Genomic DNA, 17,474 nt, shown 5'->3' with positions numbered 1-17,474 from the left:
CGGCAGCCTCCGGGAACGGATTTCGGCACGGCCGACTATTCGGCACGAACCAACGATACCCGTCCGTTCCGGCCGCTCCCATCGATCGCAGGCCACCGGACCAGCGAAAACCTCGCTGCGCAAGCCTCTTTCGAGCTGCGTGCGGCGCGCCCGCTCAGGCGCCCGCCAGCTCGGCCCGCACCGGTTCCCGGCGGGCCACCCGGCCGCTGGGTACCCGGAAGTTGTCGCGCTCGCCGCAGGCGGGCGGGGCGGGGCGCAGGCCGCGGGTGAGGTCGAGGTCGGCGTAGAGGAGGCCTTCGGCGCCCTCGGCCAGTGGGGTGGCCAGTTCCAGGCCGCCGGGACCGAAGATGCGGGAGACACCGCCACCGCCGCGCAGCAGCCGGCGATCGGGCAGGCGGGCGTCGACCACTTCCCAGCCGGCGACCGGCACCACGGCGACGGGAGCGATCACGTAGGCCGCGCCGTCCATCGCGTAGCGCACGCTGGCCGCGGTATTGAGTTCCGGGCCCCATTCCTTGCCCTCGCCGTAGTACACGGTGAAGCCGGACCAGGACGCGATGTGGATCTGTTCGCGCTCCTCCTGCATGCGGGCGCGCAGCGCGGGGCGCATGTGGTCGGCGCCGCCGAGCACGCCGATCCGGCCGTGTTCGGTGTCGCGCACCAGCACCTCGTCGTCGGCGGCGCTGAAGACGGTGCGTTCGAGGCCGGTCGGTTCCCCCTTGCGGGCGACCGAGATCTCGCCCTGCACGTCGATGAGCGCCTGCGACATGAACACCTCACGACCCGCGCGCTCGGCGAACCCGATCGACACGTGAATGCCTTTGCGGCGCGCGGCATAGGCGATGGCGCGCAACTCAGGGCCGTCGGCGGTGAGCGAATTGGCGAGATAGCGCGCGAGGAACTCCTCGCCCCAATCGACCGAGTTGAGCCACATCCACCACGGGAATCCGGGCAGGAATGTCTCGGGAAACGCGACCAGCCGCGCACCACCGTCAGCGGCCTCGTCGATCAGCCCGATGGCCTGCTCGACCCCGGCGGACAGGTTCAACCACTTCGGCTCGGCTTGCACCGCAGCAACGCGTACCCGACCAAACATCGTGACCCCTTGTCGCTCAATCCTTGAAAGGTGTTCGATTCACTCTCTCGCAGATAGCGCGGACATAAACTGTCATAGCGTGCCACTCGACTGACCGTCCGTGCCAAACCGGCGATACTCCCCGGGAGTCCGGCCTGTTTCCCGACGAAAGGCCCGGTAGAACTGCCGTTCCGTGGCGAAGCCCGACGCCACGCCGATGGCAGCGAACGTCAGGTCCGGTCTGGAGACCAGCATTCCACACGCACGCCGCACACGAAGCCGCCGCAACAGATCGGTGGGTGATTCACCGTGCTCCTCGAACACGCGGTACACCGACCGCCGGGAAACGAAACACGCCGCCGCGAGGGAATCGATCGTCAGCGCCGGATCGGCGTAGTTGGCCCGCAAATAGGCCAGCACTCCTTCGCGCGTCAGCGAATTCTCCGCGGGCCGGTTCAGCGGCCGGCCCGCCACCAGCGAGGCCGCCGAGGCGAGCAGGTCGATGGCGGTTTCAGTGAGCGCGGCGGCCTGGACGGTATCGCGATCCTGCAAGCGCGCCAGATCGGTCAGGAACCCGCTGACGATCGCGACCGGCCCGTCGGCGGGAATGGTGCGGGCGGTCGGGATCCGGACCGTCGACATGCCCGGCCTGCGGCGCACGGCGTCCATCGGGATCTGCACGATGACCTGCTCGATATCCTCGCCGACCCGCCATTCGTAGGGCGCGTTCGATTCGTAGAACACCATTTCCCCCACCCCGACCCGGGTGCTGCGGCCGTGCTGGCTGAGCACGGCCGATCCCCCGGTGTGAATACTGACCAGCAGATACTCCTCCGCTGCCCGCGCGATCAGCAACCGCGTCCTGGTGACCTCCTGGGCGGTCGAGGTCAGCCGGGACAGGCCGAAATCCGGATAGGCGTGGTGCGCGATGCGGCCGTGGAACGATTCCGCGCCCGCCGGGCGGGCGGCCAGCGGCACGTAGGTCTGCGTCAGCATGGCTTCCCACTGCTGGAACTGTTCCCCGGCGCCTGCGTCGGCGCCGACGGCGAGCACCCCGGGAAGACGGGAACGATCAACTGCTGCCGGAACATCGACTGTCATGGGGACACCTCGTCGTATTCGTATTCACACGACGTAAGACTCGTCGAGTACCCCCCTCGACTGGGAAGAGGATATCACCGACGGAAAAGAATTCTTTTCAGAAACGGATCGATGGTGACAGGCCCCACTCGACGGTCACAGACCGGAACACATCGCATATCCGGCGCGGTATTCCCCCGGCGCCATTCCGAATTCCGCGTTGAACGCCCGGTAGAAGTGACGTTCGGCGGCGAATCCGGCCGCCGCGGCCACTTCTTCGATCGGTCGCATACGCCCGTCGCGCAATAATTCGCACGCGTGTTCGAGACGCATCCGGAGCAATCGGCGGGCCGGGCTTTCCTCACCCTCGAACAACCGGTACAGGGTGCGGCGCGAGATCGCGAAGCGCTGCGCGACGGTATCGACGGTGAGGTCGGCGTCGGCGAACCGGCGCCGCATGAAAGCGAGGATCCTGGCGCGGGTCAGCTCGGCGGCCGACGGGCCGCGCGGCACCGACCCGGCCGCGAGTTGCAGCGCCGAGGCCAGCAGCCCCACGCCGTGGCGCGCGAGCTCGGCGGCCACCTCCGGGTCGCCGTGCTGCATGCCGGCCAGCCCGCGGAAGTACGCGCCCACCGCGGCGGCGGGATGCTCGGGCCCGAGCGCGACCGCCGACGGGATCGTGGCCAGCGGCGCGCCGACCGCGGCCAGCGCGTCGATCGGCACCTGGACCACCACCTTGTCGAAGTCCTCGTCGATCTCCCAGCGATAGGGTCGCGCGCTGTCGTAGAAGACCATGCTGCCCGCGTCCACATGCGCGATCCGGCCGTCCTGGTGCATCACCCCGCGCCCGCCCAGGTAGATGCTGGCCAGGATGTGCCGGTCGGCGCCTGCCTCGACCAGCCGGGAGGTGCGCCGGACGGTCTGCGCGCCGGCCTGCACCGACGTGACCAGCAGGTCGTCGTAGGCCGTCGCCGCGATCCGGCCACCGAAGACCTCGGTGCGATGCGGCGAGACGGCGAGCGGAATGTAGGTCTCGCTCATCAGCGATTCCCACCGCTCGACCACGCCGCGCTGTGACAGCTCGCCGCCGGCTCGAACAGCCACCGTCGTCCGTTGACTCATGACCGCTCAGCCCCCTCCGTCACTCGGCTCCGAGTGCGCTCAGTATGCCACGGGAATACGGACATAACGCCCAGGAGGTGCGGGGTCACGCGGTGTGGAGCCGGGGCTCGCCTGCCTGGAGAGCATGCCCGGTGACCAGGCGGTATTCGCCCGGAGTCATCCCGGTCTCGACCCGGAACGCCCGGAAGAAGTGCCGCTCGGAGGCGAAGCCGGAGGCGAGCGCGATCGAGGCCGTCGCCCGGGTGGTGTCGCGCAGGAGCAGCACCTGCGCGCACTCGACCCGCATCCGCCGCAGCACCGTGCTCAGGCCGTCACCGGCCTCGTCGAAGAGGCGGTACAGGCTGCGCCGCGACACCAGGCAGGCCCGCGCGATCTCGTCCACCGTCAGCGCCGGATCGGTACATCGGGCCCGCATGAACGACAGCACCTGCTCCCGCGACAACGCCTGCGCCGACTGCCCGATCGGCAGCGTGCCACCGGCCAGGGTGACCGCCGAAGCCAGCAGCTTGACCCCGTTGTCGGCCAGCACCACCGCCTGCTCGGGCGCGCTCTGCTGGATGCGGGCCAGATCGCGGAAGAACCCGGCGACCACGCCGGCCGGGCTCTCGGCGTGCACCGTCGTCGCGGTGGGCAGCGCGCCGCGCCCGGTCGGGACGTGCTCGCCGAGCACCGACAGCGGCACCCGGGCCACCACCTGCGACCAGGAGCCGTCGATGTCCCAGTGATAGGGCCGGGTGGTGTCGTAGAAGACCATGTCGCCCGGACGCAGCACGGCGATCCGCCCGTCCTGGTGCAGCCTGCCGAAGCCCTCGGTGAGGATGCTGACGAACAGGAACTCGCCGTCGGTGCGCGCGATGCCGCTCTTGGTACGCCGAATGCGCTGACCGCTGGCCCCGACGGTCGACAATTCGAACCCGGGCAGACTGCCGCGCACGATGCGGCCGTGGAACACCTCGTCGCGTTCGGGGTCCACCGCGAGCGGCACGTAGCTTTCCGACAGCAAGGATTCCCACTCCGCGAAAGCCTCGCCCGCCGCCAATTCCGGACTGTCGTTCAGTTTCAGCTCGACGAGAGGCTCAGACGACTCCACGCCAACCACCCCGCTTTCCTGCGAACCGACCAGCAAACCGTGGGCGCGACAACGAATCACCCGTCACCCGGTGTCCGAGCCTGCCAGATCGACCGGGTCGTTGCCAACGAGTGATTCACAATGGAAATATCGCCGCAGCTCAAATCTTCAACCGACCCCGGCCTTTACAGGTGATTCGGCCCGCGCCGCCCGGTGACCACCGCGACCTTGTGATGCTAATCACCGCAGCGCGCGGTTCGTCGTGTCGCGCTCAGCGCAGCGCCACGCGCGCCCGGGCAACCATCCGGTATTCGCCCGGTGTCATTCCCGTGATCTCCCGGAACACCCGATAGAACTGCCGTTCGGTGGCGAAACCGGAGGCCGCGGCGACCGTCGCGATCGAGCCGATCTCCCCGGCCTCCAGCAACTTTCGGGCGCGCTCCACCCGCAGCCCGCGCAGCACGGCGCCGAGTCCGCCGTCGAACTCCGCCACGATGCGGTACAGCGTCCGCCGCGACACCCGGCAGGCATCGGCGATCCGGTCGACCGTCAGGCCCGGATCGGTGTAGTTGGCGCGCACGTAGTCCAGCACCCGCTGACTGCTCATCGCCTCCGCGTGCGCGTGGCCGGGGCGACCGCCCGCGGCGATCACCGCGGCCGCGCCGACGAGATCGATCCCGCTGCCCGCCAGGATCGCCGCGGCGTCCGGATCGGAGTGACGCAGTTCGGCCACCCGCTGGAAGAACCGGGCGAGCGTGGTGCCGACACCGCCCGCGCCGAGCATCAGCCCGGCGGGCAGCGCTTCGGCCCTGATGCCGAGGAAGTCGACGACCCGCTGGCGGGGCACCCGGATCGTGAGGTCCTCGATGGCCCCGGTCGAACGCCACAGGATCGGGCGGGAGGTGTCGTAGAAGATCATCGACCCCGGCGTCAGCACGACACGATGCCCGGCGTGCTCCACCTCGGCCCGGCCGGCGAGCACGACGCTGCCGATGACATGGAACTCGTCGGCCCTGGCGATGTGCCGCCGGGTGCGGCGCAGCTCGTGCCCCTGCACGCGCACCGTTCCCACGGCGACCTCGCCGAAGTCGGCCGAGCGGATCCGGCCGCCGAAGTCGCCGTCGACCGTCGGCGCGATCGACACCTCGGTGAGCGCACTTCCGACCAGGTCCGCCCAGAATTCGAACGCGTCCGGCGTCGCCGTCCGCTCGGTCGAGCAGACTTCGGGAAAACCCTCGAACCCCTGCATCGCCCGATCGTTGCACCGGCGCCGACCCCGTGTCAGGAAATTTGGCGAACATCACCGTTCGCCTAGCTAACGATGGGCGTGGCCTGGAGCTTCTCCCGGAACTCGCCCGGGGTCATGCCGGTCGCCACCCGGAACACCCGGTAGAAGTGGCGTTCCGAGGCGAAGCCCGCCGCGGCCGCCACCGCGCCGAACGGCCGCGCCGGATCCGCCCGCAGCAACGCCTTGGCACGCTCGATCCGCATTCTGGACAACCGTGCGCGCACACCGCCATCGGCGCTACCGAAGACGCGATACAGCGCCCGCCGCGAGAGCTGACAGCCGCGCGCGATGTCGTCGACGGTCAGGGCCGGATCACCGCACCGATGCCGCATGAACGCCAGAACCCGTTGCCGCGCCAGGGCTTCGGCGCCGGCCGTACCCGGCAGCCGACCGGCGGCCATGGCCAGCGCCGAGGCGACCAGCGGGATGCTGTGCCCGGCCAGCTGGGCGGCCTGCGCCGGATGCGTCGACTGCAGGGCGGTCACCCCGCGCAGGTACTCGGTGACCACCGCGGCCGACGAATTCGCCGCGATCGTGAGCGCGGCGGGCGTGGTCGGCTCGGTCCAGCCACCCCGCTCGGATAGCACCGGAATCGGCACCTGGATGACGATCTGCTCGAACAGCCCATCGGACTCCCACCAGTTCGGCCGCCTGCTGTCGACGAACACCATGTCGCCGGGCCGCAGTTCGGCGAGCCGGTCGTCCTGGCGCACCCGGCCCGCGCCGCTCAGGCAGATGCCGACGTAGAGCATCTCCGCGCTCGACCGGGCGATCAGCCGTTCGGTGCGGGTCACCCGCTGCCCGCTCGAGCGCAGCGTCGAGAACTCGACACCGTCGACCGCGCCGTAGGTGAGGGTGCCACGGAAGGACCGCATCCCGGGCAGCGGTTCGACCGCCACCGGGACGTAGGCGTTGGACATGACGGCTTCCCACTCGTCGAACGAGTCCACCGAGGCGACGGCAGGGCCGACCATGCGCTCCGCCTTTCCGCGTCGGCCGTTGCTTCGACCCTCGACACCACCGCCCGGACGGTTGTCACCCGAGGTGGTGCACTCTATCCGGAATCACCGCTGGCAGAGCCATCAATCCCGCGCCCGGATGTGTCTTTCGTCATGCCGCCCGGCGCGGATGGGCGAGGATCTGCAGCGCCACCAGGGCCACCACCGCGAACGTGGCGATGAGCACAACCACCCACACCGTCGGGTAGTCCCAGAGCAGGAACACCGCCGCGGCGACGATCAGCACCACGGTCCGCAGCACCCCGAGGTTCGCGGCGACGACGCCGGACACCCGGCCGCCCTCCCCGCGGCGCATCCGCGCGATCGCGCCGTCGAGGGTGTCGCGCGACTTGGTGGCGAGTGTCGACGGCCCGGCGAGGTAGGCGCCGACCGCCGTGAGCGCACCGATCAGCGCGACCACGCGGGTGCTCACCCGCAGCGGATGGACGAGCGTGTCGTAGACCGTCCTGGCCACCTCGACCGAGACCGACCGCGCCGACAGATGATCGAGATAGACCGCGCGCGCGATCAGCAGCGCGGCGGCGAGCACCACCATCGACACCAGCACGCTCAGGCCGACCGCGAGCAGCGCGCGGCGGCGGGAACCACGCCCCGCCACCAGCACCGCGCCGATCGCACAGGCCAGCGTGGCGATACCGAACGCGATCGCGCCCCGGTCGAGCAGCCGCACGGCCCGCTGGGCCTTCGCCAGATCCTCGGATTCGACCAGGACGAATTCGCCGCGCGATTCGAGGTCGAGACGGGCCAGGGCGAAGCCACGCTCCTCGAGCTCGGCCTCCAGCTGCCGCAGCATCGGTTCCAGCGAGATCGAGACGACACCCTCCGTATTCACCTGCAGCACACCGTCTTCCCGCCCGGTGAGCGCCGCGACCATGGCACGGTGGGCCTGCCGGTTCGCCGTCTCCCACAGCCGCGCGAAGCGGTCGCTGCGGACCAGCGCGTCCGCCGCGTCCCGCACCAGCTTCTCGGACTGCGCGGTCAGCAGGGCGGGCACACTGCGCAGCGCCGCCTCGACGCGCGGGTTGCGGTCACGGCGCTCGGCGAAGGAGTCGACCAGTTCGGTCGCGGCGCCCTGCACGTCGACGCGTGTCATGACCGCCTCGGTCAGCCTGGCCGCGAGGGCGTCCTGGACCACCGGATCCTCGGCCAGGGGCACCATGGTCTCGACGTAGTGATCGGTATCGAGGAGTTCGGCGCGCACGAAGCCCGCCACCACGGTCGTGAGGGTGAGCAGGCCGGTCACGCAGACCAGCAAGGCCACGGCTATCCGCCTGGTCGTGCGAGCAACTCCACCAGAACCGTCTGCCATCTGCCCGGCTTCCTCGCTGACGTCGAGGAACCCATCGTATCGCCGACCGACCGGCGAGGACAGCAACTACGCAGCGGCTACTCGCCGCAGCACCCACCGGCGGCGGGCAGGGTCCTGGTCTCCCTGGTCTGGGCATTGCGGGCGGCGAGGTCGGCGTCGGCCGGGTAGTCGACGCGGACCAGGCTCAGGCCGTGCGCGGGCGCGACCGTCACCGAGCTCGATCGCTCGGTCTCGGTCAGCAGGCCCGCCACCCACTCGGGTGTGCGGCGGCCCTCGCCGACGGCCAGCACCGCGCCGACCAGGCTGCGCACCATCGACCAGCAGAACGCGTCGGCGCTGACGTGCGCGTTCAGCAGCTCGCCGTCGCGCTCCCAGTCGAACCGCTGCAGCTCACGCACGGTGGTCGCGCCTTCGCGGCGGCGGCAGAAGGCGGCGAAATCGTGCAGGCCGAGCAGCTGCCGGGAGGCCGCGCGCATGGCGTCGAGGTCGAGACCGGGCTTGGCGGCCACCACACTGCGCGCCTGCAGCGGTTCGGCGCCGTAGCGGGCGGTGGTGAGCCGGTAGACGTAGTGGCGACGGGTCGCGGAGAAGCGGGCGTCGAACTCCGGCGGCGCGGGGGCGACCGCGGTGATGCGCACGTCCTTGGGCAGGAAACGCGCCATCCGGTACAGCAGTTTGTCGGCGTCGAGGTCGCCGGTCGTGTCGAAATGCGCGACCTGGCCCTCGGCGTGCACCCCGGCGTCGGTGCGCCCGGCGACGGTGAGCTGGATCGGCTCGCGGAACACCTTCGACAGCGACTCCTCGAGCGTGCCCTGCACCGTGCGCAACCCCGGCTGACGTGCCCAGCCGGTGAAATCGGTGCCGTCGTAGCTGATCCCGAGCCGCACCCGGATCGCTTCCCGCTCGGTGTCGTCCATCGCTTCCTCCGCGCCTGCTGTCACTGGCAAAAGAACGAGCCCGTCACCCACGAAGGGTGACGGGCTCGGCCGAACTCCTGAGAATCAGGCGTCCTTCTTGTCCTCGGTGGCCTCGTCGGCGGCCGGGGCGTCGGCCACGGTCTCCTCGACGACGGTCTCCTCGGCCTCGGCGGCCGGGGCGGCCTCGGCCTTCTGCGAAGCGGCGACGCGACGGGCCCGGTCGGCCTCGTTGGTCACGGTCTTCTCGCGGACGAGCTCGATGACGGCCATCGGCGCGTTGTCACCCTTGCGCGGCAGCGCCTTGGTGATGCGGGTGTAGCCACCCTCGCGACCCTCGAACGAGGGGCCGATCTCCGCGAACAGCGCGTGCACGATGTCCTTGTTGCGGATGACCTTCATGACCTCGCGACGGTCGGCAAGGGTGCCGCCCTTCGCCTTGGTGATGAGCTTCTCGGCGTAGGGGCGAACCGCCTTGGCCTTCGACTCGGTGGTCGTGATACGACCGTGCTCGAAAAGCGCCGTGGCCAGGTTGGCGAAGATCGCCTTCTGGTGCGACGCCGACCCGCCGAAGCGAGCACCCTTCTTGGGCTTAGGCATTGGATTCTCCTTGGGAAAGGTTCACCGGGGGTGCCCCCCTGGCGACCTAGAGCTGTTCGGTCTCGGCGTAGTCCTGCTCGCCGCCGTCGGTGTCACTGAACGTGCCGCTGTCGCTCCACGTTCCGGTGCTCGCGTCGTAACCCACCACGGAGGACGGGTCGAACGACGCCGGGCTGTCCTTGAGCGAGAGGCCGAGCGCGTGGAGCTTGACCTTCACCTCGTCGATGGACTTCTGGCCGAAGTTGCGGATGTCGAGCAGATCCGACTCGGTGCGGGCGACGAGCTCGCCCACGGTGTGCACACCCTCGCGCTTGAGGCAGTTGTAGGACCGGACGGTGAGGTCCAGGTCCTCGATCGGCAGACCGAAGGAGGCGATGTGATCCGCCTCGGCCGGGCTGGGGCCGATCTCGATGCCCTCGGCTTCGACGTTGAGCTCACGGGCCAGGCCGAAGAGCTCGACCAGGGTCTTGCCCGCCGAGGCGAGCGCGTCCCGCGCCGTGATGGAGTTCTTGGTCTCCACGTCGAGGATGAGACGGTCGAAGTCGGTGCGCTGCTCGACACGGGTGGCCTCGACCTTGTAGGTCACCTTGAGCACCGGGGAGTAGATCGAATCCACCGGGATCCGGCCGATTTCCGCACCGGTCGCCTTGTTCTGCACGGCGGGCACGTAACCGCGGCCCCGCTCGACGACGAGCTCGATCTCGAGCTTGCCCTTGTCGTTCAGGGTGGCGATGTGCATGTCCGGGTTGTGCACGACGACGCCGGCCGGAGGCACGATGTCACCAGCGGTGACGGTGCCGGGGCCCTGCTTACGCACGTACATGGTGACCGGCTCGTCCTCTTCGGAGGACACGACCAGACCCTTGAGGTTCAGGATGATGTCGGTGACGTCTTCCTTCACACCGGGAACGGTGGTGAACTCGTGCAGGACACCGTCGATGCGGATGCTCGTGACCGCGGCCCCCGGGATGGAGGACAGCAGGGTACGACGCAGCGAGTTGCCGAGGGTGTAACCGAAGCCCGGCTCGAGGGGTTCGATGGTGAACTTCGAGCGGTTCTCCGCCACAACCTCTTCGGTCAGTGTCGGACGCTGGGAAATCAGCATGAGGATCTACTTCCTGTTCAGGGCATCCGCTATTTGATGCCTCGTCAGTGAGTGCGGGGGTCGCCGTATGCGCGACCCCCACCAAAAGCGCTTACTTCGAGTAGTACTCGACGATGAGCTGTTCCTGCAGCGGCACATCGATCTGCGCGCGCTCGGGCAGCTGGTGCACCAGGATGCGCAGGCGGCCGGGGACGACCTGCAGCCAACCGGGAACCGGACGCTCGCCGACGGTCTCACGCGCGACCTGGAACGGCAGGGTCGGCAGCGACTTCTCCTTGACATCGATGATGTCGTACTGGGAGACCTGGTAGCTCGGGACGTTCACCTTGACGCCGTTGACCACGAAGTGGCCGTGGCTGACGAGCTGACGAGCCTGACGACGGGTGCGCGCCAGACCGGCGCGGTACACGACGTTGTCCAGACGCGACTCGAGCAGACGGAGCAGGTTGTCGCCGGTCTTGCCCTTGAGGCGGTTGGCCTCTTCGTAGTAGCGACGGAACTGCTTCTCCATGACGCCGTAGGAGAAGCGAGCCTTCTGCTTCTCCTGCAGCTGCATCAGGTACTCGGATTCCTTGATCCGCGCGCGGCCGTGCTGGCCGGGCGGGTAAGGACGACGCTCGAACGCCTGGTCGCCTCCGACGAGGTCGACGCGCAGACGACGCGACTTGCGGGTGATGGGGCCGGTATAACGTGCCATTTTAAGCTTTTTCCTTTCCCGCTGTTAGACGCGACGCCGCTTGGGCGGACGGCAGCCGTTGTGCGGCTGGGGGGTGACATCGGAGATCGAGCCGACCTCCAGGCCAGCGGCCTGCAGCGAACGGATCGCGGTCTCGCGGCCCGAACCCGGGCCCTTCACGAACACGTCGACCTTCTTGACACCGTTCTCCTGCGCCTTGCGGGCAGCGTTCTCGGCGGCGAGCTGCGCGGCGAACGGGGTGCTCTTACGCGAACCCTTGAAGCCGACGTGGCCCGACGACGCCCACGAGATGACATTGCCCTCGGGGTCGGTGATCGAGACGATGGTGTTGTTGAACGTGCTCTTGATGTGCGCGTGGCCGTGCGGGATGTTCTTCTTATCCCGGCGACGCGACTTCTGAGTCTTCTTCGGGCCAGCGGCCCGGCTCTTCGGAGGCATACGCTATCCCTACTTCTTCTTGCCGGCGACGGTCTTCTTCGGACCCTTACGCGTACGCGCGTTGGTCTTGGTGCGCTGACCACGAACGGGCAGGCCACGGCGGTGGCGGATGCCCTGGTAGCAGCCGATCTCGATCTTGCGGCGAATATCGGCCTGGACCTCGCGGCGCAGGTCACCTTCGACCTTCATGTCAGAGGCTTCGATGTAGTCACGAAGCTTGGTCAGGTCGTCGTCGCTGAGATCCTTCGAGCGCAGGTCCGGGCTGACGCCGGTCTGAGCCAGGATCTCGGTGGCGCGGGTGCGCCCGATTCCGAAAATGTAGGTCAACGCGATCTCCATGCGCTTTTCGCGCGGGAGATCGACGCCCATCAGACGTGCCATGTGGCAGGTTCCTTAATGGTTGCGGAGGTCTGCTCCCCGTCCGTCCCCCCGTCTTTCAGGTGGGGGCACCGGCCTCCGTACCGGTGGTTGGCGCGCACAAGTACGTGCGTGCTGGAGCTGGGAGTTCTTCTTTTTCGGTCAGTCCGATCAGACGATCGGTGCCCGGTGGTGCTGCTGGATCAGCCCTGGCGCTGCTTGTGGCGCAGGTTGTCGCAGATCACCATGACCCGGCCGTGACGGCGGATCACCTTGCACTTCTCGCAGATCTTCTTGACGCTCGGCTGAACCTTCACGTCCGTCCAATCTTTTCTTGGTCCACAAGGGTCTGTGAACACAGTTTTTCCCCAGCCGACGACTGGGGAAGTCTTGTAGCGCGCTCCGGCCGGGGCCGGAACACCAGGCGACGCCGCGTGCCGTCAGGCTCGCGGCGTCGAGCAGGTCTCACTTGTAGCGGTAGACAATCCGGCCGCGGGACAGGTCGTACGGCGACAGCTCGACGACCACGCGGTCTTCCGGAAGGATGCGAATGTAGTGCTGCCGCATCTTTCCGCTGATGTGCGCGAGAACCTTGTGACCGTTCTCGAGCTCGATCCGGAACATCGCATTGGGCAGCGGCTCGACAACTCGACCCTCGACCTCGATGGCCCCGTCTTTCTTCGCCATATCCTCCGCGATCCCGGTTATGCTTCTAACCTGAGTTTGGATTGCCTCGTAGCTGCCCGCTGGCATGCGAACAGTCGGCGCATAGGTGCACCGCCGCTCAAGCTTACCGGTACCGCACTCCAGAGGCAAAAACGCCCCGAACCGGCCACCGGTCCGGCGCGGTCGGCCGACCGGAGGCGCCCACCACCGTGCCGGGGTTGTCGCGTAAACTCACCGGCGTCGGAGATGTGGGTCGAGCAGATCGGGGGACCCTGGTGAGCGGAACGCGCCGGTGAGTCGTAACAACGACAGCCTCCCCATGTTGCCGCCGTGGCTGTCGGAGAGCGAAGTCACACAGGTCGGCTACGAGGCTCCGGTGGAGAACCTCCCCCAGGACGATCTGATCGACGAGGCACCCAAACGCCGCCGCTTCATGGGCCGCGGCGGGAACGACGATGCCAAGAAGGACAAGCGCGGGCGTCGGCGCAGGGGTGAGGACCAGCCCGAGCAGCATCAGCCCGTCGCCGAGCAGGCCGACCAGCGTCCGCCCGTGGAGCAGCGCCGGCCCGCCGAGCAGCGTCCGCCGGTCGAGCAGCCGCCCGCGCGGCAGTCGTGGCCGGGCGAGGCCGCGAACCCACTCATCCCCGGCGACCAGCCCAACGGCTGGCAGGGCGGTCCGGCGGGCCCCGGCACGCCGCCGCCGTGGCCGTCACCGCAGAACGGGAGCAGCGCGGCCGTGCCGCCCGCTCCCGGGCCTTCCGCCCCCGCGCCGGTCGGCGATCCGTCGATCCCCACCGGCCCCTTCGCCAACACCCCACCGTCGCACGGCGGCCCGAGCGCCGCGCCGACGGCTGGCCCGACCGGTGCGCACGAGAATCCCGCGACGGCCTACGCCGACCCGACCGCGCAGGCCGGTGACCATTCCGGTCTCTCCCTGCCGACTCGGACGCCCGCGCCGCCGTCGACCGGGCTCACCCCGCTCGGTCCGGGCCAGCAGCAGCGTCAGCTCCCCGACCTGCCGCCGCCCCCGCCCCTGCCGGATCCCCCCGCCCGCCCCCGCCACACCGAGGCGCCACCGCGCCTGACGGCACCGGGCGAACCGTCGATCGGCGCCCCCGCGGACCCGCTCCTCGGCCCGGCACCGACCACCACCGGCGCATCCGCACCAAGCGTGGACCCGCTCCTCGGGCCTGCGCCGACGTCCACCTCCGGTACATCCGCACCCAGCGTGGACCCGCTGCTCGGCCGTGCGCCGACCACCGCCGGTCCATCCGCGCCGGGTGTGGCGGACCCGCTGGTCGGTCCGGCGACGAATGCCGCCACCACTGCTTCGACCGGTGGCGCGTCGGCAGGCGGGTGGACGATGTCCGAGGAGGCGGTCGCCGAACTGCGCTCGTCGTCCTCCGACCCACGCACTCCCGACCAGGCGCTGTCGCCCGACGCCGCTCGACGGCAGGATCCCGCCGACGTCGTTCCGCCGGAGTCCGGTGAACAGGCACGTACCGGCCGTGGACGGCACAGCCTCGATCAGCCGGAGTCCGCGGCTGCGATCGGCGACGCCGCGGATGCCACGCGGACGCCTCCGCGCCTGCCGGAACCGCCCGCACACCTGGGCGATCCGGCCGCGACGGGTACCTCGCAGGCGGGCTTCGCGTCGTCGACCGACGCGACGACGGCTCCCCCGCCGCTGCCGGAACCACCTGCGCGCCTTGGCGTTCCGGCTGAGACGAACGTGTCCGCCCGGGATGTCCTGTCACCTGACGATGCGGTGCGGCGGAACGAGCTCGCCCCGGAGGCGCCCGTCCATGACGGCACGTCGTCTGCCGATCGCGCCGCGACGTCCCAGGCCTCGCCCGACGCGTTCGCCGCACACGGCTCGACCGGCACGCCGTCGGCGCGCACCTCGCCCGCCACGGGCGATGCCATCGCATCGCCCCGGCCCGCGGCGGCCAGCCCTACGGACGACGCTCTCATCGGCCACGTCTCGGCGGGCAATGCGCCCTCGACGCACGGCTCGACACCCCGCGATGGCGCCACCCCGTCGACGCACGGCTCGGCGGTCGGCGATGACGCCACGCGATCGACGCACGGCTCCGCGCCTCGCGATGGCGCCACGTCGGCGACGGACGGCTCGGCAGTCGGCGGCGGTAGCGCGGAAGACAGCGCACCTGCCGACCGCACCACCCGGATGAGCCTGCCGACGGATCTCACCGGCGGTACGGGTCCCGCCACCGCGAGCGCCCCCGATTCCCGGTCGGCGTACAGCGCAGGCGAATTCACGCCGTCCACCGGTGCGGGATCCCCGTACCGGCCCGGCGAGTTCGTCGCTCCGCCGCAGGCGCCCGGCCCCGACCAGCCGTCGCACTACGTCTCGCAGACGCCGACCTACCATTCGTCGCAGTACAACGCGATGCCCGGCGATCCCTCGCCCGGTGCGGGCACCGGGTCAGCTCCGGACGCGCAGACAGAGATGTTCCGCGGTGACGACCCGCGGGTGCAGGCGGCCCGGAACCAGGCTCCCGGTGGCGAGTACGCGCCGCCGTCCTGGCAGAGCGGCACCGACCAGCAGGCCCACGGTCCGCAAACCGGTTATCGCTCCGGCGAATTCGCGCAGTCGGCCAACCCGTACCAGCAGACCCCGGGGCAGTACCAGCCGGGCGACCCAGCCCAGCACTTGCCCGAGTCGTATCACCGCCCGGACGGCGGTCTCCCGCAGCCCGACGGCGCGCAGGCGCCACAGGCCGAGGCGACGCGGCACTACCAGCAGCAGGACCCGCTGGCGCCGCGGCAATCGCAGCCCGACGGCTCCCCCGCGCAGCAGTACCTGCCCGACGGATCTCCCGCGCCGACCCACCTGCGGCCCGACGGTAGCCAGCAGTTCCTGCCCGACGGCACCCCCGCGCCGACCCACCAGCGGCCCGACGGCGGCCAGCAGTTCCTGCCCGACGGCAGCCCGGCGCCGACCCATCAGCGGCCCGACGGTGTCCAGCCGCAGCAATACCTGCCCGACGGCACCCCCGCGCCGAACTTCCAGTACCAGCAGCCGGGTGACGTTGCGCCCCAGCAGTTCCAGGGCGGCCCGACCGTGGCGCCGTACCAGCAGGGCCCTGGCCAGTACCAGCAACCCGGCCAGTACCAGCAGCCCGGGTGGGGCGCCAACCCGCAGCAGGGATACCAGCCGCCGTCGCTCGACAATGTCCCGGTCAAGCGGGTCAAGAAGGCGCCGGGCAGCGGCTGGCGTAAAGCGGTGCACCATGTTTCGGGTGGCGCGATCAACCCGGGGATGTCCGCGGAGGAGCGGCGCCTGCAGGAGCTGGTCGCCCGCATCCGCCAGCCGGTGCGCGGTGACTACCGGATCGCGGTGCTCTCGCTCAAGGGTGGTGTAGGCAAGACGACGACCACCACCGGCCTCGGCTCGATCTTCGCCTCGATCCGTGGTGACCGGGTGATCGCGGTCGACGCCAACCCCGACTTCGGCACCCTGTCGCAGCGGGTGGCGCTACAGACCCGCTCGACCGTGCGCGATCTGCTGCTCGATCCGTCGATCGAGCGCTACTCCGATGTCCGCAGGCACACCTCGCAGAGTTCGAGCAGGCTGGAAGTGCTTGCCAGCGAACGTGATCCGGCCGCGTCGGAGTCGTTCAACGACGAGGAGTACCGGGCGGTGGCCCGGATCCTGCAGCGGTTCTACAACATCATCCTCACCGACTGCGGCACCGGCCTGATGCACTCGGCGATGAGCGGCGTGCTCGATCTGGCGCACTCGCTGGTGCTGATCTCGTCGGCGGCGATCGACGGCGCGCGCAGTGCCGCGGCGACGCTGGACTGGCTGTCGTTGCACGGGCACGACCACCTGGTCCGCAACGCGGTCGTGGTGATCAACCTGCCGCGTGAGGGGTCACCGAATGTCGGCGTGCAGCAGTTGCGCGAGTACTTCCTCTCGCGCTGCCGGGCCGTGCACATCATCCCGTTCGACGAGCACCTGTCCGAGGGTGCCGAGATCGATCTGCACCGCCTGCACAAGACGACCAAGCGGGCCTACGTGGAACTGGCGGCGACCGTCGCCGACGAGTTCGGCGTCGACCACCACCGCTTCGGCTGAGCTACGCCGCGGGCGGGCCGGTCACCATTCCGGCAGCCTGCGACGCCCGGCGATCACGTCGCGGACCAGGTCGTCGTAGGCGTCGGCCAGCTCGGCGAGGTGGTGCCACGCGCCGTGCAGCATCTCGTCGTTGGCGGGCATGGTCATCAGGGCGTGGTGCGCGCGGACCGAGGATTCGGCCAGCCGGTCGATGACCGCGCCGATCGTCTCGGTGTGCAGGGTCGCGCCGAGGCGGTGCTGCGGGACGGCGCGATGCACCCAGTCGTCGATCGCGAGGACCAGTTCGGCTCGGCGGCAATCGATCTCACGCATCACCACCGGATCGGTGTCGACGAAGCCGCCCCGCCCGACGATGCGCTTCTCGTGCAGCACCGCGAGATCACGCGCGAACCACAGCAGTGGTCCCCCCACCACCCGATGTCCGCGACACGCCCGGACGAGAAGATCGGAGAGCGGCAGTAGACCGGTAGTCGCCGGCGGCCCGGCGGTATCGACACACCGCAATGTGTCGGGGAAAGCCATTACGACCGTAGAACTCTCCGAACCAGCCACGTTGCCTCGCCGTCGTCGCCGCACAGCACCGGATCAGGACGTTCATTACAATAAACCTCGCAAGCATCCTGTCAAGCATTA

Annotated in this window: 16 protein-coding genes and 1 pseudogene; 1 reads left to right on the top strand and 16 read right to left on the bottom strand. The window is 69.6% G+C overall.

Annotation, left to right across the window (positions count from 1 at the left end; translation table 11 throughout):
- Positions 1-154 precede the first annotated feature (154 nt).
- From AB0H54_RS18320 to infA, 15 genes are all read right to left on the bottom strand, one after another.
- Positions 155-1,069 carry a nitrilase-related carbon-nitrogen hydrolase gene (locus AB0H54_RS18320; protein ID WP_357346505.1) on the bottom strand — a complete coding sequence of 305 codons (915 nt, stop codon included), beginning with the start codon at positions 1,067-1,069 and terminating at the stop codon, positions 155-157.
- Between the two features lie 99 nt (positions 1,070-1,168).
- Complete coding sequence (locus AB0H54_RS18315) at positions 1,169-2,071, bottom strand: AraC family transcriptional regulator (RefSeq protein WP_357346615.1); 903 nt, start codon at positions 2,069-2,071, stop codon at positions 1,169-1,171.
- 240 nt (positions 2,072-2,311) lie between these two features.
- Complete coding sequence (locus tag AB0H54_RS18310; RefSeq protein WP_357346504.1) at positions 2,312-3,259, bottom strand: AraC family transcriptional regulator; 948 nt, start codon at positions 3,257-3,259, stop codon at positions 2,312-2,314.
- 103 nt (positions 3,260-3,362) lie between these two features.
- Complete coding sequence (locus AB0H54_RS18305; RefSeq protein WP_357346503.1) at positions 3,363-4,367, bottom strand: helix-turn-helix domain-containing protein; 1,005 nt, start codon at positions 4,365-4,367, stop codon at positions 3,363-3,365.
- A gap of 250 nt (positions 4,368-4,617) precedes the next feature.
- Positions 4,618-5,595: a helix-turn-helix domain-containing protein gene (locus AB0H54_RS18300; protein ID WP_357346502.1), complete on the bottom strand. Its 978-nt coding sequence runs from the start codon at positions 5,593-5,595 to the stop codon at positions 4,618-4,620.
- 62 nt (positions 5,596-5,657) lie between these two features.
- Complete coding sequence (locus AB0H54_RS18295; protein WP_357346501.1) at positions 5,658-6,608, bottom strand: helix-turn-helix domain-containing protein; 951 nt, start codon at positions 6,606-6,608, stop codon at positions 5,658-5,660.
- A gap of 136 nt (positions 6,609-6,744) precedes the next feature.
- Entirely contained in the window at positions 6,745-7,962 is a 1,218-nt protein-coding gene (locus AB0H54_RS18290) for a hypothetical protein (protein WP_357346500.1), read from the bottom strand.
- Positions 7,963-8,039: 77 nt separating this feature from the next.
- Positions 8,040-8,879 (bottom strand): tRNA pseudouridine(38-40) synthase TruA, encoded by an 840-nt coding sequence (gene truA, locus AB0H54_RS18285; RefSeq protein ID WP_357346499.1) that lies wholly within the window; start codon positions 8,877-8,879, stop codon positions 8,040-8,042.
- 84 nt (positions 8,880-8,963) lie between these two features.
- Positions 8,964-9,476, bottom strand: a complete 513-nt coding sequence (gene rplQ, locus AB0H54_RS18280; protein ID WP_019045113.1) for a 50S ribosomal protein L17 — start codon at positions 9,474-9,476, stop codon at positions 8,964-8,966.
- A gap of 46 nt (positions 9,477-9,522) precedes the next feature.
- Positions 9,523-10,581, bottom strand: coding sequence for a DNA-directed RNA polymerase subunit alpha (locus AB0H54_RS18275; protein ID WP_022567324.1), 1,059 nt, complete (start codon positions 10,579-10,581; stop codon positions 9,523-9,525).
- A gap of 91 nt (positions 10,582-10,672) precedes the next feature.
- Entirely contained in the window at positions 10,673-11,278 is a 606-nt protein-coding gene (gene rpsD / locus AB0H54_RS18270) for a 30S ribosomal protein S4 (protein WP_218717566.1), read from the bottom strand.
- Between the two features lie 24 nt (positions 11,279-11,302).
- Positions 11,303-11,716, bottom strand: coding sequence for a 30S ribosomal protein S11 (gene rpsK / locus AB0H54_RS18265; RefSeq protein ID WP_019045110.1), 414 nt, complete (start codon positions 11,714-11,716; stop codon positions 11,303-11,305).
- Positions 11,717-11,725: 9 nt separating this feature from the next.
- Complete coding sequence (rpsM, locus tag AB0H54_RS18260; protein ID WP_355271363.1) at positions 11,726-12,097, bottom strand: 30S ribosomal protein S13; 372 nt, start codon at positions 12,095-12,097, stop codon at positions 11,726-11,728.
- Between the two features lie 179 nt (positions 12,098-12,276).
- Complete coding sequence (gene rpmJ, locus AB0H54_RS18255) at positions 12,277-12,390, bottom strand: 50S ribosomal protein L36 (protein WP_011207363.1); 114 nt, start codon at positions 12,388-12,390, stop codon at positions 12,277-12,279.
- A gap of 148 nt (positions 12,391-12,538) precedes the next feature.
- Positions 12,539-12,760 (bottom strand): translation initiation factor IF-1, encoded by a 222-nt coding sequence (infA, locus tag AB0H54_RS18250; protein ID WP_003418601.1) that lies wholly within the window; start codon positions 12,758-12,760, stop codon positions 12,539-12,541.
- A 2,815-nt stretch (positions 12,761-15,575) separates the two neighbouring features.
- Here infA and AB0H54_RS18245 point away from each other — a divergent pair.
- Positions 15,576-16,841 (top strand): annotated as a pseudogene (locus AB0H54_RS18245) (AAA family ATPase); the annotation flags it as partial.
- Positions 16,842-16,862: 21 nt separating this feature from the next.
- On the opposite strand, the gene AB0H54_RS18240 reads toward AB0H54_RS18245, so the two are convergent.
- A complete protein-coding gene (locus AB0H54_RS18240; protein ID WP_355271361.1) occupies positions 16,863-17,255 on the bottom strand; it encodes a DUF4254 domain-containing protein in 393 nt (130 codons plus the stop codon).
- Positions 17,256-17,474 lie beyond the last annotated feature (219 nt).

Origin of the sequence: Nocardia sp. NPDC050718, assembly GCF_040654235.1 — a bacterium.
GTDB lineage: Bacteria > Actinomycetota > Actinomycetes > Mycobacteriales > Mycobacteriaceae > Nocardia.
Note: the sequence above shows the minus strand (reverse complement) of the source record. Positions and strands in the feature narration are given on the sequence as shown.

Coding starts and splice junctions, on each gene's coding strand:
- rpsD (WP_218717566.1), bottom strand. CDS start 11,278: ATGGCACGTTATACCGGCCCCATCACCCGCAAGTCGCGTCGTCTGCGC.
- AB0H54_RS18275 (WP_022567324.1), bottom strand. CDS start 10,581: ATGCTGATTTCCCAGCGTCCGACACTGACCGAAGAGGTTGTGGCGGAG.
- rplQ (WP_019045113.1), bottom strand. CDS start 9,476: ATGCCTAAGCCCAAGAAGGGTGCTCGCTTCGGCGGGTCGGCGTCGCAC.
- AB0H54_RS18295 (WP_357346501.1), bottom strand. CDS start 6,608: ATGGTCGGCCCTGCCGTCGCCTCGGTGGACTCGTTCGACGAGTGGGAA.
- rpsK (WP_019045110.1), bottom strand. CDS start 11,716: ATGCCTCCGAAGAGCCGGGCCGCTGGCCCGAAGAAGACTCAGAAGTCG.
- infA (WP_003418601.1), bottom strand. CDS start 12,760: ATGGCGAAGAAAGACGGGGCCATCGAGGTCGAGGGTCGAGTTGTCGAG.
- rpsM (WP_355271363.1), bottom strand. CDS start 12,097: ATGGCACGTCTGATGGGCGTCGATCTCCCGCGCGAAAAGCGCATGGAG.
- AB0H54_RS18290 (WP_357346500.1), bottom strand. CDS start 7,962: ATGGCAGACGGTTCTGGTGGAGTTGCTCGCACGACCAGGCGGATAGCC.
- AB0H54_RS18315 (WP_357346615.1), bottom strand. CDS start 2,071: ATGCTGACGCAGACCTACGTGCCGCTGGCCGCCCGCCCGGCGGGCGCG.
- AB0H54_RS18300 (WP_357346502.1), bottom strand. CDS start 5,595: ATGCAGGGGTTCGAGGGTTTTCCCGAAGTCTGCTCGACCGAGCGGACG.
- truA (WP_357346499.1), bottom strand. CDS start 8,879: ATGGACGACACCGAGCGGGAAGCGATCCGGGTGCGGCTCGGGATCAGC.